Here is a 16,613-nt window from a genome sequence, read left to right on the forward strand (position 1 = left end):
TCTATCAAATTTGGGTAGGTATGATGACCCATTAGACATGAGTATCACCCAAAGTGTAATCGGTCAGATTAAACGGGATATCCATTTAGGCAAGTTTGACCCATCCCTGCAAGCGTACAGCCAGAATCATATCGACAACGAAAATAGAATGGTGACGTTTTTGGAGGAGTCACTTCAATGGGGATTAGATGACGTTTGGGAGTTTTACAAAGATATCAAGCGCAACGATGCACCGTTAACCACACAAAAGAACCATTGGGCAATGGTTGACAACGCTATTGGGCGATTATCACCGAGTGAACTAATTTCACATAGCGCCAAAGGGTTAGTAACCGCTTTACTTCTCTATTATGGTGGTGCAACACTTGAGAGATTGTTGAATAACATCATTGCAGCAAGTAACCTTGCCTATGAGCATGGAAAGATAGCAGAAAGTTATTGGGGAAAAGTCAAAAAACAACTACCCAGTAGGAAACAACAAAAAAGAGACAGCAACCGAACACAGAAGGCTTACTCAGTAGATGAAGTAGCAGCTATCTTAGAGGCACTCAAAAGCGATAAATATTGCCCACATAAAAGCGCTTATTCACATAGCAACTATTATCGGTTTGTTGAGTTTTTGGTGTTGACCGGTTGCAGACCAGGTGAGGCGATAGCGCTAACCTGGGGTGATATTGAAGGGGGGAAAATACGCTTCAATAAATCCTATTCATTAGGTGTTCTCAAGGGAACCAAAAATGGAAAAACCCGCTATTTTCCTATTAATGACAGACTGAATGATTGTTTGATGGATGCACTTATGGGACTGAATCTTGTCCCAATGGTTAACGGCTACTTTTTACCTGTAGCAGCAGACATAGATGAAGGGGTGACTAACTGTAAGAACGCATTGAAACCAGACTTATTAAGCTGTCTGGTTTTTTCATCTATTACTGGTGGCTACATCAATCTACAAAATTTTACTAACAGAGTGTTTAAGAGGGTAATCGATGGGTTGTATAATGATGGATTGATTAAACAGAAGTTGCCCACATACAACCTTAGAAACACCTCTGCAAGCTTCTATCTTAGAATGGGTGTAGATAGAGCCACCATTGCTCATCTATTTGAGACATCAGGAGAGATGTTAGACCGGCATTACTTCTCACCTGATGCAAGCGTAGAGTTACCAGAGATGTAAATGGGTATGTGTTGAAAAGAATTTAGGGTAAATTTTTAGGGTAAATAGCTGTGATACTTGCACCTATTGAACAGTAGACACTTATCTATCATCACTATTTTAATTATAAGAAAAAAGCATAATAGCTCTTGCCCTTGCCTACTATGCTACTGTACGGTAGAGAGAAAGTAGGTAACCTAAAATGAAGCACAAGAGTAACACAACTGGATTAAGACCCGTTCATAGCAAGTGGAAATCATGTAAGGAGACTAAACCGGTAAGGATACCAGTGACGCTAATAGATGACGTTTTAGCTTACGCTAGGGCGCTAGATTGTGGGGATTTACAGCCACCTAGTCAACATCGTGAGTTAGATAAAGTCGTTAAAATATTGAATGACGCTCTATCGTTAAAAGCTAACTCAGGGGGTAAGATTAAAGCCAAAATAAAGGAAGCGTTAGAGGTAATTGAAAGACTTTAATTAGAGAGAGTTAATGTAAAATGATTGAATGTGGGGTAACCACAAAAAAGAAACGACCGGAGGTCACCCCTACCGGTCATTCAAAAACACTAAAAGATTAATGTACAATAGTAATACAAATACCGTCGTGTCCGCAACGGGTAGTTCTTCTAATACTACCAGTATACCACAAAATGAGAATCATTCCCACGTTTCGCTAGAGGATTGGTTTGCTCAACAGATGGCAAAATCGGGAATCACTAACCCAACCCTGTTAAAGCAGTTCAAACATCATGAATCTGGGTTCACCGTTACCGGTATAGATGCTGATGGGAAACCAAATAGGAAGTCTTGGCAATTGCGGTTAAAGAACCCTGGTAATGGCGCTAAGTACAAATGCAGGAAGAGACAAGAAGGAGAGGGCTGTAGTTATGATGCTCTCCTTCTTGGTGGTCGGTTAAGTGACTTTCCACTGGTAGCCCAAAAAAATCAACAGCACTTGTCTACGGTTAAATCCGACAAGGAACTATGGGTTCTGATGACCGCTTTTGATAACCTCCCTATCGTCATCACAGAAGGGGCAAAAAAGGCAGCGTGTGGACTTGAGAACGGTTATATAACTCTGTCCATTCCAGGTTGCACAATGGGACTCAAACCGGAATCAACTGAGTTGGTAGACACCCTAAGAGCGTTCTGTGGGAAGGATAGACCCGTAACCCTAATCCCTGACTCTGACTTTAGGGTAAACCCGGACGTTTACCGAGCATGGCGTAAGCTGGCGAAAGTATTAGAAGATAGGGGGTGTAAGGTACGAGTTGGGACGTGGGAAGCAACCGACATCCCAACCCGTGAGAAGCTGACAATCAAGGACGTTAAAGGAATGGATGATTTTATCGTCAACGGTGGCGACTTTGATAAGGTCATCAAGACCGCAATGACTATCGCTCAATGGGAGAAGCAATTCCCAGAGCCAAAAGCCAAAGGAAAAACTGACCAAAGGAAGGGAAGCGGTAGCGCTAAACTCTCCCCCATTGAAAAGGCTCAATTAGCCATTAATGGTTTAGGGGTTCATCTCAGGTTTAACGAACTGTCTAAAGAGATTGAGTCATCCCCCGGTGAGGGTGTAGATGGTGATGCGCTATGGGTGCGTGGCTGTGCTGATTCTGACCTGTACACTTCCGTTGATACGTTCTATCGTGTCCTAGGCATTGAAGCTAAGAAGGACAGCTACCACCCCATACAGGAGTATCTCAAGGGATGTCATGAGAAGTATGGGGATGACGTATCGGTTCTAAATGACATTGCTAGACGCTATCTAGGCACAAGTGACTCATTACATCAAACCTTCCTGGTCAAGTGGCTTATAGGCGCTGTAGCTAGGGCTATGACACCAGGATGCAAGATGGATACAGCGCTAGTTCTCCATGGTTCCCAAGGTATCGGTAAATCCACATTCTTTAACGTCCTTGCTGGTGACTGGTTTACCGACTCTCTGGACAAGCTAGATAGCAGCAACAAAGACGAGCTATTAAAGGCTCACCAATCATGGGTTATTGAGTTGGCAGAGATTGAAAACGCTTTCAGCAAGACGGCTATCAGCAAAATAAAGCAGTCAATGTCAGCAACCACTGACCAAATTAGACCCCCCTACGGACGCAAGACAGAGAAGTGTAAGCGGGGGTTTGTCATCTGTGGCACAACCAACCAAACCCAGTTTCTCAATGACCCCACTGGCTCTAGACGGTTTTGGGTTATCTCCTGTAACGGACGGGTTAATCGTGAGTTACTCACTCAAGAGCGTGACCAAATATGGGGCGCTGCATACGCTCTATGGGCTAAGGGTGAAAAGTGGTATCTAACGGAGTTTGAAGAGGAAGCGTTAGCCATCAACAATGAGGGTTATGAGTCTCAAGACCCATGGGTAGAGTTTCTCAGGGATGCACTACTTGAAAGGGGAGAACAGACAACTACGGTCAAAGACTGCTTTGAGCATCTAGACATGCCTGAGCCTAAATCCCACAACTCAAAGGAGTCAAGACGGATTAAAGATTGCTTGACCCATTTGGGCTATCAACCAGAGAAGTTTTACCGGAACGGAAAGCAGGTTAGAGGATGGGCTATTGAATCCCTAGACAAACTCAATCAAAACTTTGGGAATTCACTGTCTCAACTGTCTCAAGACGCTGGAACCCAGTCAGCACAAGCTTTTGACAACAAGACAGTACAACAAAACCCACTGTCTCACACTGTCTCGTCTGTCTCAACCAATGATGATGGGGATGCAGAACAAGACAGACAAGACAGTAACAAGACAGTTCAAGACAGTCTACTGTCTCACCCTCAAACCCATACAGGGCAAGGGGTACAGGATAATAAGACAGTTGAGACAGTAAAACCCCAAACTTTCAATCAGAATGACTTACCGTTCTCTAGGGGGGATAACGTTTGGGTCACTACCGCCAACGGTAAACGGGAGGGAACCATTACTAACCCCCCTGATAGATATGGGGAGTGGGGAGTAGAGTTCAAGAACAGTAAAGGAGAGTGGATGAGCCACCGATTCCCGTCAGAAGGGTTATCGCCTAGAGAAGAGTCCGACGGCTACTCTGTAGGTGACAAAGTTTGGGTTAAAGATGCTCAGGGTAACTCTAGGGAAGGGGTTATCACTCACCCCAAGGATGAGGACGGGAAATGGGGGTTAAAAATCAACGTTGGAACAAGTAGAGAAGAGGAGTGGAAAAAAGACATCTACTACCCCTCTGATGAGCTGACCCCTAGGCTGATGAGCTGACCCCTAGGGAAGAATAAAATTCCTGGCAATCATCCTCACGTGGCTATCGTCATAGGTAGCCACAATTTCCTTTTGTCATGGCTTGATAACTTTCACTTTGTTTTCACTCTGTACTATCAAACTCCTATAGGGTTGTGATAGTACAGAGTGAAAACAAAACGTTTTTTTGGGTAATGTGCAATGATGTGACTTAACGCAGATTGGTAATGTGCAATAAACCTACTGTACGGTAGTAGTCTGCATTAAATCATAGATTTTTACTTATAATGTGCGTTGCATATTATCGTTAAAGTCTATTGCAACCCATAGCTCTACTGTACAGTAGTAATGTGCAATGTAGTGTGTGACATCCTGTAGTTATATATGCAGCATGTAATATGCTATGTATTACTTGACGGCTGAAACCCTTACCCTGTGGGCATCGTAGAGTTAGAGGGGTTGGCTGTATGATTGGTCATTTAGGGGGGTGAAGCGTCTTGTAGCTCAAATTTGAGGCGCTATGAGCATGGGTTGAGTAGTACGGGGGTGAAGCCAGAGCGCTACTGTACAATAGAGTTTTATTGATCGATATCATTAGATATAGCGTATTGATTTAACTGACAGTCAAGCTTATGATGGGAGTTATCAGTTTTGGATTGAACGCCCTGAGAGTAGTGGTGACGCACTACCCTAGGACTTCCCCAACTGTGTCAGTACCACAATTGGAGCCTTTTGATTATGACACACCAAGTGTTAGTCCCCACATATGTTGGGCATGATGACCGCGTTTATTACACCTACGTTGATAAGTCTGCTATTCCAGAGATGAATAGGTTTAACGTGGGTGACAAGGTTAAAGTTAATGGATTGCCTGAAGAGTATACCCATACTATTGACTGCGTTTCATACGATTTAGATGTTAATGAGTGGGTTTATTACGTCCAATTTGACCCCCATCTTACATCTCCTGACCCAAGGGTTCAATCTTGGCTTGAGGACATGGCATCAGACCCCAATGAGCGTGCATGGTGGTTTGATAATTCACGTATAACCACGCCTACTATGCTGTAGAAATCTTAGGGTAAATATTTAGGGTAAAACCCCCACGATTGATGGGGGTTTTTTATTGACAGTGAAACTGTTTATGCATACAATCAACATCACCGTCAATCACTATTACACTAATTATGCATACACAGAAGATAGGTCTACACTCTCAAGCGTCAAGAAAAGAGGGTTCTAATCGGAACCGAACAACGTTAACGCTATCTGACCAGACCAAAGCGCTACTAGAGAAGATTGGCTATGGTTCTATGTCTGATGGGGTTTACATTTCATCCCAGATTGTTGCCGAACTTTTGAAGCGCAAAATCATTACCGTTGACTTTGATGATGGGGGGATTGTTTACCGGCTAGAGGGTGACAAGGAAATCATCTCATCTCCCCGATCAGGGCGTGATGAAGCCAAGAAAAGTCACCGGGCTAAGGTTGATGAGATACTCACCCCCAAACCAAAACTCAACCCTTACGCGGGTAAAGTGCTGAACAAGGAACAGTTAATGAGAACCGGTCACTTTACCCATAAGATGATGAGGGCAATCCTACCGGGTCATAGGGTGACGGATAGATTTGGTTATTGGTGGGAGAGAGTGGATAACCCAGATAGCCCAGAGAGTTTACAGCGTGGGTTGAGAAGTGATAGAGGGCGTTTAATGGCAACGTATGTGGGGTTAGAGAATGAAGGGGATAGTTGTATGAGATATTTGTAGCCCATTAACCGAGTAAGTGTGATGACTTACTCGGTTTTTTAATTATCTGAGCATGTAGACTATAGCCGTTAATATCACCACACAAGGTATTAGCACGTTAAACACATCAATGGTGTCACGTGCTTTGAGCCAATCTCTCAACCATCTAAGGTGTTTTTGTATAGGAATAGCTGCATTAAATGCTGTAGGTAAAGATGATTAGTTAATCAACAGAGAGAGTAAGCATAACAACTTACTCTCTCTTTTTTTTGCCATAAAAGTTGATTCTCTCATCAACCATGATTATTTATTCAACTTCTTCAACTGTGGACACAACACGGACACAATCGAATAAAGGCAAGATAGAATGTATAAACATCATGGACACCAGTGAGTCACCGTCCAACCCTTGGTAAGGGTGAGGTCACGAGTTCAATCCTCGTCACGGGCTTCCTACATATCTACATATAGGGTGACCCTGTACTCTACCCAGAGCTTACCCTACTAGCTTGGCAGGCTTAATTTTGGAAGCAACGCGATCGCTGTAATCCATACCCATCGTGACCCATTGTGATTTAAGGTAAACGCGAATGAGACAAGTCAGATTTGTCCGAATTGCGTCGTAGATTGTGGTAAGAAAACATTATCTGAACGAGCTATGATGACGCGAGACTCCCCTAGTCTGTAGACAGGGGAGTTGTCAAAGTATCCTAGGTAAAGAAAAGAGAGACCCATCCAACGGAGAGGACTTAGCACTTATGAGAATACTGCGATCGCCCCATTGGGGTCATTTATTAGGCACATTAGCCCTGATAGTCCCCATGACTCTAGGCATCGGTCGCCTACCGGCAGCCTATTCCCAAAATAACCAAAATCGGGCCATTACCCTGCGAGCAGACATCCAAGAAGCCAACGCTAGAACCGGTGTCCTCACCGCTAGGGGGAATGTACAAGTCCTCTATCCTGCCCGTAACATCCAAGCCACAGCCGCCCAAGCTCAATACTTTAGCCGAGAACGGCGCATTGTCCTCAGTGGTAATGTCTACGTCTTGCAAGAAGGCAATAGCCTCAGAGGAGAAACCGTGACTTATCTGATTGATGAAGGTCGGTTTGTCGCCCTCCCCCAAAGCCAAGGGCAACAAGTGGAAGCCATTTATATTGTGCCTGAATCTACCGATAACGCTGGTAATCCCGATCCCCTTCCCCCCACTCCTGATTTATAAACAAGGAGTCATCAGTCATGAAATTAGTATTGGATAACGTTCATAAATCCTATGGACAACGAATGGTGGTCAATCGCGTCTATCTCTCTGTGGCACAAGGAGAAGTCGTGGGATTACTCGGCCCCAATGGGGCTGGCAAAACCACCACCTTTTATATGGGAACGGGGCTAGAAAAACCCAGTCAAGGTAGAATTTGGCTGGGCGATCGAGATATTACTGCCCTGTCAATTTCCCAACGGGCGAAACTCGGTATCGGCTACTTACCCCAAGAACCCAGTATATTTCGCTATCTGACCGTGCGCCAAAATATTCTACTGGTTTTGGAACAAACCCAAGTGCCGCGCCGGGAATGGCATTGGCGCACAGAAAAGCTCTTAGAAGAATTTCGACTCTCTACGGTTGCCCAGACCAAGGGCATTCAAGTTTCCGGAGGAGAACGACGACGCACCGAGTTAGCCAGAGTTCTGGCTGCGGGTAAAGAGGGGCCCAAATTTTTGTTTTTAGATGAACCCTTTGCCGGAGTCGATCCGATCGCCGTCTCCGAAATTCAAACCCTAGTCGCTAACCTGCGCGATCGCCATTTAGGAATCGTGATCACCGATCATAACGTCCGCGAAACCCTCGCCATTACCGACCGAGCCTATATTATGCGTGATGGCGAAATCCTCGCCTCTGGCAATGCCGAAGAACTCTATGAAGATCCCAGAGTGCGACAATACTATTTAGGCGATAATTTCCAACGGTGAGTCACAACCCTTAACTGCAAATACCTTTATGACTTCTAGCGTATCCCCGGAAGACTATAAACCCCAACGGCCCAAAATTTCCCCCATCTCCGTCATGGATCGCTATCTGATCCAGGAACTTGTCTCCCCCTTTCTCTTTGGACTCGGAGCCTTTACTTCTGTAGGTGTGGCGATCGGCACAGTCTTCGATCTCGTCCGCCAAGTGAGCGAAGCGGGCCTGCCCGTGGCGATCGCCCTCAAAGTCTTCTTCCTCCAACTCCCCTACTTCATCTCCTTCGCCATTCCCACCGCCCTCCTACTCGGATGCATCATCGCCTACAGTCGTCTCTCCAGTGACAGCGAACTGATCGCCCTCCGCAGTTGTGGCGTAAGCCTCTACCGTCTCCTCATTCCCACCCTCATCTTCAGCATCTGTCTCACCGGCATCACCTTCACCTTCAACGAACTCGTCGTTCCTGCCGCCAAACGAGAAGCCACCCTCACCCTAGAGCGAGCGCTCAAACAAGAAACGCCCCTCCAACAGGCAATGAACATCTTTTATCCCGAATATCAGCGAAAAGAACTCGCCGACGGGAAAAGAGTGCGCGTCTTAACCCGGTTATTCTATGCCGAATTTTTCGACGGCAAAGAAATGAAAGGCCTCACCATCCTTGACCGATCCCAATCCCAATTTAAACAAATCATCATCTCCGAAGCCGCTTCCTGGAACGCCGAGGAAAGCACCTGGGACTTCTTCAACGGCACGATCTACGTCGTCGATCAATCCGGCTCCTTCAAAAATATCGTCAAATTCGATCGCCAACAACTCAAACTCCCCCGCGCTCCCCTGGATCTCGCTTCCATTGGTACAAAATACGAAGAAATGAACATCGCTGAGTCCCTCAACTACCTCGAAATTGTGAGGATGAGTGGCGATGAAAAACAAATTCGCAAACTGCAAATCCGCATTCATCAGCGCTTCGCCATTCCCTTCGCCTGTATCGCCTTTGGCCTCATGGGAGCCGCCCTAGGAACTCGCCCCCAACGCACCGCCGGAAGAGCCACTGGCTTTGGCATCAGCGTTTTAATTATCTTTACCTACTATCTCCTCATGTCGGTCGGCGATGCTCTCGGCTTAAGCGGCGCACTTCCTCCAGTTATGGCTGGATGGTTACCCACCGTATCCGCCCTCACCGTTGGACTTTTGCTCCTGTGGCGAGTCGTTCGTTGATCAAAAATTGAAAACCTAACTCGATATTATTTCTCTTCTGTCATTCTCCGAGAATTAAGTATAGAATAAAATATTGTTCTCATAGGGGCAAAAAATGTTTCGCCCCTATGAGAACAAACACTGATTAATACGCATCTTGCAATTCGTAGAAATCGGGGGAAATATAATCCTTCCGCAGGGGCCAACCTACCCAGTCTTCTGGCATCAGTAGGCGCTTGAGATTGGGATGACCTTCATAGACAATCCCGTACATATCATAGGATTCCCGTTCTTGGAAATCCGCCGCTTTCCAAATCCAATAGACCGAAGGCACTTTCGGGTTATCGCGAGGCACATAGACTTTTAAGCGCACTTCTTCCGGTTCAACCACATTATCATCCACTTTCAGCAAATGATAGAAACTGACTAATGATTGACCGGGGCCTTCATCATACGCGCCTTGACATTGCAGATAATTAAACCCATAGGCATAAAGAGCCGAAGCAATGGGTAAGAGAACTTGGGGTTCTACCTTAATCAATTCTACCGAAGAGCGATCGCGCCCTAAAAACTCATGGGCAAACCCATTCTCACCCAACCAGCTCGAAACCGGCCCAGCAGTTTCCTGTGCTAACTCTTGATTTTCCTCAGCCACCCTAAACTTCCTCCTGTTTCTCACCTTCTAACGCTGCTGGAATTTGCATTCCATAGGCTTCTGCCAACGCTTTCGGGGGCGCTTGTCTGGTTGCAGACTGGAGATACTCACCCGTCAAAATTGGCTCAACCACCTTCATCTTATGAGCCACCTGATAATAGCGATGGGTTTGGAGGATTTTGCGGCGTTCCTGAATGGTTTCATTGGCAATCTTTTTGCGTAACTTAATAATCGCATCAATAATTGCCTCCGGTCGGGGAGGACAACCAGGGATATACACATCCACCGGAATCAGCTTATCCACACCGCGCACCGCCGAAGGAGAGTCCATACTAAACATGCCCCCGGTGATGGTGCAAGCGCCCATAGCAATCACATACTTGGGTTCCGGCATTTGCTCATACAAGCGCACCAAAGCCGGAGCATACTTCATGGTGATGGTTCCGGCTGTAATCAGCAAATCCGCTTGTCTGGGACTCGAACGGGGAACCAAACCAAAGCGGTCAAAATCGAACCGGGAACCAATCAAGGCCGCAAACTCGATAAAGCAGCAGGCTGTACCATACAGCAGCGGCCACAATGAAGAGAGTTTTGCCCAGTTATATAAGTCTTCTACCGTAGTCAGAACCACATTTTCCGACAGTTCGCTAGTGACTTGGGGGCGTTCAACGGGATTAATCAGATTTTGTGTCATATTTGTTTTACTCGAACCTACGACCATTCCAATGCTCCTTTTCTCCAAGCGTAAACTAAGCCCACCACCAGAATGGCGATGAAAATTAAGGCTTCGATAAAGGCTAACAGGCCTAACTTGCTAAAGGCTACTGCCCAAGGATAGAGAAACACGGTCTCTACATCAAAAATAACGAAGACGAGGGCGAACATATAGTAGCGAATGTTGAATTGAATCCACGCCCCTCCCACCGGTTCAACGGCGGATTCGTAAGTGGTGCGGCATTCTGGGCCAACGCCTTTGGGACGCAGGATATAGGAAGCGCCCAGTGCCAACACGGGAACTAAGCTGCATAACAGCAGAAAGCCTAAGAAGTATTCGTAACCGCTAAGAACAAACACAATGGGTTATTTAATCACGAAGGAGAACAAAAATACTGTGAACATTCTGACATAGTTCCGGCCCTTTCGCTTATGGCTTCGGACAACCCGATTTCTGTGAGTGGGGACTGATGGGCGATAGGATGGGGTATAAGAATGGAGTATGGGTATGATATAGGGTGGCGATCGCTCCTTACTGTACAAACCCTTGAGCAACCCTCCACAAAGTGTTAAGATATATTAAGTAAACTTTCAACCGGTCAAACCCTATGGGTGCTGCGGTCTCTCTAGAAAACGTCTGTAAAGTCTATAACCAAGTGCCTGTCGTCGATCATCTCTCCTTTGCCATTCAACCGGGGGAAATGTTTGGCCTACTCGGGCCCAATGGAGCAGGAAAATCTACAACTATTCGCATGTTAACCACTCTCACCCGACCCACAGACGGCAAGATCGAGGTAGCTGGGTATAATGTGGTGCGGCAAGGACAACAGGTAAAACGCAAGATTGGCGTGGTATTGCAACAAACCAGCGTCGATGTTGATTTAACCGTTTGGGAAAATATGGAGTTTCATGGTCGCTTACATCACATTCCCAATCGGGTGCGCCAGGAGAAAATCGATCGATGGTTAGAGTATGTGGAATTAGCCGATCGCCGTCAAGACCGGGTAAAAACCCTCTCTGGGGGAATGAAGCGCCGTCTACAAATTGCCAGAGCGCTGCTCCACGAACCCGATATCTTATTTCTAGATGAGCCGACTGTAGGGTTAGATCCCCAAACCCGTCGGCGGTTATGGGAAATTATTCGCGGCTTAAACGAGCAAGGAATGACCATGTTACTAACCACCCATTATATGGAAGAAGTAGAATATTTATGCGATCGCATCGGCATTATGGATGGGGGTCATTTAATTGAACTAGGAACCCTAGAAGAACTGCGGCAAAAACATGGAGAAGGCTTAGTCGTTAAACAAAAAGGCGATCGCTGGGATTACCTCTTTTTCCCTGACTTAGCCGCAGCCAACCAGTATCTCGAACAGCAACCTGATAAAACCGGTTTAATGGTTCGACCTTCCAACTTAGAAGATATTTTTGTCGAATTAACCGGAAGACAGTTAGACTAAAGGGTTACTAGGTTATTGAATCCCAACTATGCCCCGTTTAGCCACCACCCTTGAAGCCATTTTGTACTTAAAAGGTCAACCGGTTAGCTTAAATGACCTAGCTGAATTGGCACAATGCAGCAAAGAAGATACCGAAGAAGCCCTCATTGAGCTAATTTCTGATTATGCTCATCGGGATAGTGCCCTAGAGGTTTTAGAAACCCCCTCTGGCTATAGTCTACAATTGCGAGAATCCTTTCAAGAACTCACCCATAGCTTACTTCCGGCTGAGTTAGGGGTGGGTGCGCTGCGAACCTTAGCCGCGATCGCCTTAAGCGGTTCCATCTTACAAACCGAGTTAGTAGACCTGCGCGGCAGTGGAGCCTATCAGCATGTGGGAGAACTGGTAGAATTGGGATTAGTGCGTAAACGTAAGAAAATGGGCGATCGTACCTTTCGCCTACAAGTTACCCCTAAATTTCATCAATATTTCCAATTAGAAGACCTCCCCCAACCCTTCAACTCCCTGAAAGAAAGCTTAGTCGCCTCGGAAACCATGGAAGAACCAGAGCCAGAATTACCCGAACCTTCTTAAATCCTATTCCACATAATCCGTATCGATCTCAATCTCGAACGTCTCTTCATCAATGCGGACATACAAAACATTGGGACGACAACAGACTTGGCAATCTTCAATATAAGATTGCTCACTGCCAGCGCTCCAATCAATAAACGTGGTATTCACTTCTCCACAATAGGCACAGGTATATTCAGCAGTAGGATTCATGGGGAGGAAAAAGGCAAAAGGCAACAGAAAGTGTCCTAACTATACCTTGAGCTGTAGCCCGATCGCCGCTAATACCTACAGCCTTAACTGGTTACCCTTACCCATCACCCCTTACCAGCGTCCAGCGCTATAATTTTTTGATTGACCCAACACTTGGCCCGGATAGAAGGACAGGTTACCGTATAACAAAGCCAAGTCCTTACCCCATAACTTTCATTATTATGTCTAAATTAGTTGAACGGATTAATCTCACCGCCCATGCACAGTTAGAAAAATCTCTCGGTTATAGTGGCGATCGCCGTTGGGTTGCCTGGCACTGGGATAATGATATTGGGCAACTCATGTATACTGACGGAGATGATGTGGGCGCTGGCCATGCGATCGCCTGGCAAGTCTTTCTGCAACATGGGGAAGTTCACTCCATCATCGAGCCTTACCATCTGGAAGAGGAAGAAAATTGGCTCCTACTTGACCGCACCTCGCGCCAGTTTTATGTCGGTACAGGTACAGCCATTCAAAGCTTGCTCGATAACCCGGAAAGCTTGCGCCTACTGGCCCAACTTGATGGCAACACTAACCCCCTTCAAGATACCGCAGAAAGCCTAAAACAAACCTTCAATCAATGGGGTCAGTCGGACGGAGCGCGTTTACTGAAAACCGTTCTTCCCGTAGGTGTAGGAGTGGTCTTAGTGGCTGGCCTTGGGTTTGCCGCTTGGACATGGCTCAAACCGAGGCTGCAAGAGCAACTGAGCCAAACTGTTACCCCCACCACCTTTAGTCCTGGTTATAGCTGCGGTATCGGGGGAACCGGAGATTTTTCCGGATATGTAGCTCGTGGAGTTGGCGATCGCGAATTACACTTAATCAGTATTTATGAAGCCCGTTGGGATCATAGTGGAGCATATCATCCTACCGGACAAGTCGATATTCGAGTCGAAAGACGCGATCGGCCCATCACCCTCGCCCTCTCTGCCTACGAACCCGTACAATGGAACATTAGCACCGCTCCCGGCGTAAAAATTGAGAAAATTGTCATTAATGGCTATTACGACCAAACCATTACCGGCGCAAAAGGCATTCCCGTAGAAGAATATAGCTATCACCAAACTGGAAATATGTTGGGCATGATTCACTACAATTGGGGTGAAGCTTCTACCACCGCCAATAGTCAATCCTTAGTCGCCCAATTACAAAACCGGACGCAAATTCCCCTAACCTCTTTTCAAGGATGTTATCGCGGAACTAGCTTTGAACTCAAATAAATACAGCGCTTGGCGTGGTAATGGGTAATAGGTAATGGGTAATAGGCAATGGGTAATAGGCAATGGGTAATAGGTAACTGAATCTTCTCCCTACCTCCCCATCTCCCTATCTCCCCATTCCCCTAAGCCGATCGCCTCAACTGCGTGGCTTGCAAGCGATGCATATGGTTAAATAAATCCCAACAATACTGTTCCGGCAAACCACAAGTAATTGCCCCCCGCATCACTACATTAAAATACCAATCATTCGGAGCTAATTCTTCCGGTAACTTGTCCACCACCACATAGGTACGCACATTTTTATAAAGCTTCCCTTCACAGTACACTTCCACCGTTTCATGGCGATACCCATTGCGGGGAATTTCTTCCCGAATATCCAACAACTCACTTAACCGCCAAGGCAGTCGATACAGTACCCCTTCCACCGATTTTCCTGCATCCGGAACCACATCTAAAGCGCCACAATTTCGTTTAAGAGAACGACGATAAAATCCAAGCCGATATCCAGGCAACGTCGCTTGTCCAACAATATAAGGATGAGTTGGCTCTCCTAGGGTACGCTGGAGATCTACGGGGCACATGCATGACCCATAGGCAAAGTAATCAAAATACTCAGCGTCTGAATTCTGGGAAGGGACTGAACGGACTAAATGGAGTTTGTCACCTGCTGAAAATCGAAAATGTTCGCCTTGAACAGTCATAGTTGTTTACAGTTTATATAACCTAAATGTTGCTAGGGAGTATAGCAAAAGCAGTTATATAGAGCAAGACGATAAAGTATCTTCAGGCACGAATTAAGCTTAGGAAATCATTAATTTTTCTAGGGCAACTTGCAAATCCTGAGTTAAGCCAGAAACAGCTTGACGGCGGCTGTTTTTGTAGTCTGTCCATCGGTCATTCACCCATAGGGGTTCTCCTACAGTGAGAGTCGTTTCTAAGGGGCCTAAATTGGGGCGAGTATCAGCTTTTCCGGTTTTAATCCAGGTGATCGTTTTCCACAAAATTAATAGAGTTTCAGCAAAGCGTTCGGCGGTCGGTTTTTCTCGCACATATTTCCCCGTTACGGCACAAACGCGCTCGACCATTCGCATATGACCCATGCGTAAACTGGCTTCTTCAGCGACCCAATTCCCTAACCCCGATTCTACGGGAGATAAGCTTTCAATATCTGACCGATAAATCCGTTCCCAACCGGCTTGTTCTAAGCGCCGACACCGGTCAAGAAACGAGCCTTTGGCTTGAATTTTAAAGTAGCCCTCGGATACTTGGAGAGCATTTTCTAGTAACCGGTTTAGGCGTTGTGAGAAGTTCTGATTTGGGTTTTCTAAGTCTGGCAGTTCTTCAAATTTTACATCATAAAATTGGCGGTAAAAGGATTCCATTAAGGAGAGTAAACTTTCGCCAATTCTTAGCAGTCGAGTATAACGAGCTTGGATGAGATTATCTGGGGAATTGCTGCTCAAGGGCGGTAAGCCTAAATCGTTTTCGAGTTGATTTAAAAGCCGATCCAGTTGTTCCCATGGGGGTTGGGCGAAGGAGTAGCGAATGCCGATGGGAAGAATGGCGACTTTTTCGGAGCGGTTGGCTTTTTGTAAATCTTCCACACACCAAAATCCAAGTTGAGCGACTCCGGGTTCTAAGGGACTCATGAGTTCGCTATGGTCGTTGACTCCTCCTTCGGGAGCTAAGGTGAGAGGAAACTGACCATCAAGGAGTAAAGAACGGGCACATTTTAGTCCTTCTCGGTCAAGTTTTCCCCGTTGGATGGATGTCCCCCCCAGTTGGGAAAAGAGGTTGCCTACGAATTTTCCACCCCAGATGGGAATGCCGCGATCGTACATAAAGTGAGTATGAACGGGGGCTTTTAGGGGTATTTTATGTTGTTTAGCGGCTTGGGGGACGGCGCTCCAGAGTAAATGAGCCATGGAATAGGGGTCATAGGTACTGGGGTGGCGAAAGGCGAGAATGAGGCGAATGTGTTGTTGTTGGAATTGATGATAGAGGTGGGCGAGGGTGAGGGTGTTGTGGGTGTGAAGTTGGGTGATTTGACACTGGGTGCGTAACCACAGGGGCAAAATCAGTTGTATACCTTTGAGGACAAGGGGGTTGAATTGAGGGGGGATGTGTTCGAGGGGGGGTTGGATGCGATCGATGATGGATTCAGACATGATGTTGGAATAGGGTAGCCAAATTGAAGATATAAAAGCTATAGTTGACGATTATTTTAGCCACTTCTGTGGCATGGTCTCCACCTGAGTGTCCTGAAATGGATCGAGATCGGGGCGATCGGGAATAACTTGTAACGCTCCTGTAGACTAACCTTGAGAGTGAGTCAATTTTGCTTGTTCTCCTCTGATCCATCCCCCAAACCTGGGATAGCCGCACAGCTCTATGCCTTGTGATACACTAACCTAAACTTAAAACTCAATCCCCATCGCGTTTCTAGCCCTAACTCACATTA

16 protein-coding genes are annotated in these 16,613 nt (G+C 46.2%); 10 read left to right on the forward strand and 6 right to left on the reverse strand.

All coding sequences use genetic code 11. The features are described from left to right. Window positions 1-37 precede the first annotated feature (37 nt). The 7 genes from PMG25_RS02260 to PMG25_RS02290 all read left to right on the forward strand — a co-directional run bounded on the left by PMG25_RS02260 (window position 38) and on the right by PMG25_RS02290 (window position 9,316). A complete protein-coding gene (locus PMG25_RS02260; protein ID WP_283765287.1) occupies window positions 38-1,180 on the forward strand; it encodes a tyrosine-type recombinase/integrase in 1,143 nt (380 codons plus the stop codon). Window positions 1,181-1,860: 680 nt separating this feature from the next. Then, window positions 1,861-4,410 (forward strand): VapE domain-containing protein, encoded by a 2,550-nt coding sequence (locus PMG25_RS02265; protein ID WP_283765288.1) that lies wholly within the window; start codon window positions 1,861-1,863, stop codon window positions 4,408-4,410. 717 nt (window positions 4,411-5,127) lie between these two features. Continuing rightward, window positions 5,128-5,460, forward strand: a complete 333-nt coding sequence (locus PMG25_RS02270) for a hypothetical protein (RefSeq protein ID WP_283765289.1) — start codon at window positions 5,128-5,130, stop codon at window positions 5,458-5,460. 242 nt (window positions 5,461-5,702) lie between these two features. Further along, the gene (locus tag PMG25_RS02275) at window positions 5,703-6,158 is read left to right on the forward strand and encodes a hypothetical protein (protein WP_283765290.1); all 456 of its coding nucleotides are present in this window, start codon (window positions 5,703-5,705) and stop codon (window positions 6,156-6,158) included. A 737-nt stretch (window positions 6,159-6,895) separates the two neighbouring features. Next, window positions 6,896-7,360, forward strand: coding sequence for an LptA/OstA family protein (locus PMG25_RS02280; protein ID WP_283765291.1), 465 nt, complete (start codon window positions 6,896-6,898; stop codon window positions 7,358-7,360). Between the two features lie 17 nt (window positions 7,361-7,377). Beyond that, entirely contained in the window at window positions 7,378-8,106 is a 729-nt protein-coding gene (gene lptB, locus PMG25_RS02285) for an LPS export ABC transporter ATP-binding protein (RefSeq protein WP_283765292.1), read from the forward strand. A gap of 28 nt (window positions 8,107-8,134) precedes the next feature. Next, the gene (locus PMG25_RS02290) at window positions 8,135-9,316 is read left to right on the forward strand and encodes an LptF/LptG family permease (protein ID WP_283765293.1); all 1,182 of its coding nucleotides are present in this window, start codon (window positions 8,135-8,137) and stop codon (window positions 9,314-9,316) included. A gap of 124 nt (window positions 9,317-9,440) precedes the next feature. On the opposite strand, the gene PMG25_RS02295 is transcribed toward PMG25_RS02290, so the two are convergent. Genes PMG25_RS02295 through ndhC form a run of 3 tightly spaced genes read right to left on the reverse strand, consistent with a single transcriptional unit; the run spans window position 9,441 to window position 11,024 of the window. Beyond that, window positions 9,441-9,950: an NAD(P)H-quinone oxidoreductase subunit J gene (locus tag PMG25_RS02295; RefSeq protein WP_283765294.1), complete on the reverse strand. Its 510-nt coding sequence runs from the start codon at window positions 9,948-9,950 to the stop codon at window positions 9,441-9,443. 1 nt (window position 9,951) lies between these two features. Next, the gene (locus PMG25_RS02300) at window positions 9,952-10,671 is read right to left on the reverse strand and encodes an NADH dehydrogenase subunit K (protein WP_347178718.1); all 720 of its coding nucleotides are present in this window, start codon (window positions 10,669-10,671) and stop codon (window positions 9,952-9,954) included. Further along, on the reverse strand, window positions 10,662-11,024 hold the full coding sequence (gene ndhC / locus PMG25_RS02305) for a photosynthetic/respiratory NAD(P)H-quinone oxidoreductase subunit C (protein WP_283765296.1): 363 nt from the start codon (window positions 11,022-11,024) through the stop codon (window positions 10,662-10,664). The genes PMG25_RS02300 and ndhC overlap by 10 nt, the downstream gene beginning before the upstream one ends. Before the next feature lie 248 nt (window positions 11,025-11,272). Between ndhC and PMG25_RS02310 the strand changes: the two genes are divergently transcribed. Continuing rightward, complete coding sequence (locus PMG25_RS02310; RefSeq protein WP_283765297.1) at window positions 11,273-12,124, forward strand: ABC transporter ATP-binding protein; 852 nt, start codon at window positions 11,273-11,275, stop codon at window positions 12,122-12,124. A gap of 28 nt (window positions 12,125-12,152) precedes the next feature. Continuing rightward, window positions 12,153-12,698: an SMC-Scp complex subunit ScpB gene (gene scpB, locus PMG25_RS02315; RefSeq protein ID WP_283765298.1), complete on the forward strand. Its 546-nt coding sequence runs from the start codon at window positions 12,153-12,155 to the stop codon at window positions 12,696-12,698. A 3-nt stretch (window positions 12,699-12,701) separates the two neighbouring features. Here the strand turns inward: scpB and PMG25_RS02320 are convergent, their stop codons facing one another. Beyond that, window positions 12,702-12,890, reverse strand: coding sequence for a CPXCG motif-containing cysteine-rich protein (locus PMG25_RS02320; RefSeq protein WP_347178721.1), 189 nt, complete (start codon window positions 12,888-12,890; stop codon window positions 12,702-12,704). Window positions 12,891-13,111: 221 nt separating this feature from the next. Here PMG25_RS02320 and PMG25_RS02325 point away from each other — a divergent pair, with 221 nt between their 5' ends. After that, window positions 13,112-14,152 carry a hypothetical protein gene (locus PMG25_RS02325; protein WP_283765300.1) on the forward strand — a complete coding sequence of 347 codons (1,041 nt, stop codon included), beginning with the start codon at window positions 13,112-13,114 and terminating at the stop codon, window positions 14,150-14,152. A gap of 122 nt (window positions 14,153-14,274) precedes the next feature. On the opposite strand, the gene PMG25_RS02330 is transcribed toward PMG25_RS02325, so the two are convergent. Beyond that, window positions 14,275-14,853: a gamma-glutamylcyclotransferase family protein gene (locus tag PMG25_RS02330; RefSeq protein WP_283765301.1), complete on the reverse strand. Its 579-nt coding sequence runs from the start codon at window positions 14,851-14,853 to the stop codon at window positions 14,275-14,277. Between the two features lie 99 nt (window positions 14,854-14,952). Then, complete coding sequence (locus PMG25_RS02335; RefSeq protein WP_283765302.1) at window positions 14,953-16,320, reverse strand: lysophospholipid acyltransferase family protein; 1,368 nt, start codon at window positions 16,318-16,320, stop codon at window positions 14,953-14,955. Window positions 16,321-16,613 lie beyond the last annotated feature (293 nt).

The sequence above is a fragment of the Roseofilum capinflatum BLCC-M114 genome (genome assembly GCF_030068505.1).
GTDB classification, from domain to species: Bacteria; Cyanobacteriota; Cyanobacteriia; order Cyanobacteriales; family Desertifilaceae; genus Roseofilum; species Roseofilum capinflatum.

Bases quoted from the DNA above. Each gene is read 5' to 3' on its own strand.
- PMG25_RS02260 (WP_283765287.1), top strand. From the start codon at position 38: ATGAGTATCACCCAAAGTGTAATCGGTCAGATTAAACGGGATATCCAT.
- PMG25_RS02265 (WP_283765288.1), top strand. From the start codon at position 1,861: ATGGCAAAATCGGGAATCACTAACCCAACCCTGTTAAAGCAGTTCAAA.
- PMG25_RS02270 (WP_283765289.1), top strand. From the start codon at position 5,128: ATGACACACCAAGTGTTAGTCCCCACATATGTTGGGCATGATGACCGC.
- PMG25_RS02275 (WP_283765290.1), top strand. From the start codon at position 5,703: ATGTCTGATGGGGTTTACATTTCATCCCAGATTGTTGCCGAACTTTTG.
- PMG25_RS02280 (WP_283765291.1), top strand. From the start codon at position 6,896: ATGAGAATACTGCGATCGCCCCATTGGGGTCATTTATTAGGCACATTA.
- lptB (WP_283765292.1), top strand. From the start codon at position 7,378: ATGAAATTAGTATTGGATAACGTTCATAAATCCTATGGACAACGAATG.
- PMG25_RS02290 (WP_283765293.1), top strand. From the start codon at position 8,135: ATGACTTCTAGCGTATCCCCGGAAGACTATAAACCCCAACGGCCCAAA.
- PMG25_RS02300 (WP_347178718.1), bottom strand. From the start codon at position 10,671: ATGGTCGTAGGTTCGAGTAAAACAAATATGACACAAAATCTGATTAAT.
- PMG25_RS02310 (WP_283765297.1), top strand. From the start codon at position 11,273: ATGGGTGCTGCGGTCTCTCTAGAAAACGTCTGTAAAGTCTATAACCAA.
- scpB (WP_283765298.1), top strand. From the start codon at position 12,153: ATGCCCCGTTTAGCCACCACCCTTGAAGCCATTTTGTACTTAAAAGGT.
- PMG25_RS02320 (WP_347178721.1), bottom strand. From the start codon at position 12,890: ATGAATCCTACTGCTGAATATACCTGTGCCTATTGTGGAGAAGTGAAT.
- PMG25_RS02325 (WP_283765300.1), top strand. From the start codon at position 13,112: ATGTCTAAATTAGTTGAACGGATTAATCTCACCGCCCATGCACAGTTA.
- PMG25_RS02330 (WP_283765301.1), bottom strand. From the start codon at position 14,853: ATGACTGTTCAAGGCGAACATTTTCGATTTTCAGCAGGTGACAAACTC.
- PMG25_RS02335 (WP_283765302.1), bottom strand. From the start codon at position 16,320: ATGTCTGAATCCATCATCGATCGCATCCAACCCCCCCTCGAACACATC.